Here is a 1,478-nt window from a genome sequence, read left to right as displayed (position 1 = left end):
CGGTAGATGATCTCGACAACGCTCAGCCGCTGAGCGAGAGAGGTATGGACTCGTTGATGGCACTGGAGTTGCGCAAGGGGCTGGGAAGAAAAATCGGTCTGACCTTGCCAGCGACGCTGGTATATGACTATCCCAGCCCACAGGCAATGGCCCGCTATATCCTGAAAGATAAGAACGTTGAAGAAAATAAAGTGGAGTTCTCAGCAGAAAGTATGTTGTCCGAACCGATTGCTATTGTTGGAATGGGGTGTCGTTACCCTGGCGGGGTACTGAATACGCGCGACTTCTGGCAACTGGTGAATGATGGTGTAGATGTCATCAACGAAGTTCCTGAGGAGCGGTGGGATATTGATGCGCTTTACGATTCGGATCCCGCTGCATTGGGGAAAATAACCAGCCGTAATGGTGGTTTCCTGTCTGATATTGATCAATTCGATGCCAACTTCTTTGGTATTTCTCCTCGTGAAGCCATGAATCTTGACCCGCAGCAACGCCTGCTGCTGGAGACCAGTTGGGAAGCATTGGAAGATGCGGGGATCCCACCCCATCAAATCTTCGAAAGCAACACAGGCGTATTCTTTGGCTTGATGCCATCAGAGTATGCCGCAGATACTGCAGTGGAAAATTTCAATGGCTATATCAAGACTGGCTCCTCTCCCAGCATTGCCTCGGGGCGCCTAAGCTATATCCTGGGGCTGAAGGGCCCAGCGATTACTGTTGATACGGCCTGCTCTTCTTCGCTGGTCTCCATTCATCTGGCCTGTCAGTCGTTGCGCACTCATGAATCCGCCATGGCGCTGGCAGGTGGGTCAACGCTAAATATCACTCCATCAATGTATCTTGAGTTCAGCCGCCTGCGTGGCTTGGCCAGCGACGGGCGCTGTAAAACGTTCTCGGATGCCGCTGATGGTACCGGTTGGTCGGAAGGTTGTGGGGTCGTGATATTAAAACGCATGAGCGATGCGTTGCGCGATGGCGACCACATCTGGGCCATACTGCGCGGCACCGCCGTTAATCAGGACGGACGCAGCAACGGCCTGACTGCACCTAACGGCCCAGCTCAGGAGGCGGTCGTACGTGCTGCACTGAAGCAGGCTGGGGTGCAGCCTGCCGACGTCGACTACGTGGAGTGCCACGGTACCGGCACGCGGCTTGGCGACCCGATTGAGGTGCAGGCGCTGGGCGCGGTACTCGGCGAGGGGCGCAGTACCGACCGGCCGCTGATCCTCGGCTCGGTCAAAAGCAACATCGGTCATACCCAGGCTGCCGCCGGGATCGCCGGGCTGATCAAGACGGTGCTGGCGTTGCAGCATCAGCGCATTCCGCAGAACCTGCACTTCACCACCCCCAACCCGCATATCCCGTGGGACGCCCTGCCGGTCAGGGTGGCCGACAGGGGCATCCCGTGGCCTCGGGGCGAAAAACCGCGCATTGCCGGGGTCAGCGCCTTTGGTTGGAGTGGCACCAATGCGCACATC

At 57.3% G+C, this 1,478-nt stretch carries 1 protein-coding gene; it reads left to right on the top strand.

The window, feature by feature from the left end; genetic code table 11:
* A partial coding sequence (locus tag U869_RS32355; protein WP_037409738.1) for a beta-ketoacyl synthase N-terminal-like domain-containing protein occupies positions 1 to 1,478 on the top strand: 1,478 nt, incomplete at both ends.

The organism is Serratia sp. H1w (assembly GCF_000633355.1).
Lineage (GTDB): Bacteria > Pseudomonadota > Gammaproteobacteria > Enterobacterales > Enterobacteriaceae > Chania.
Note: the sequence above shows the minus strand (reverse complement) of the source record. Positions and strands in the feature narration are given on the sequence as shown.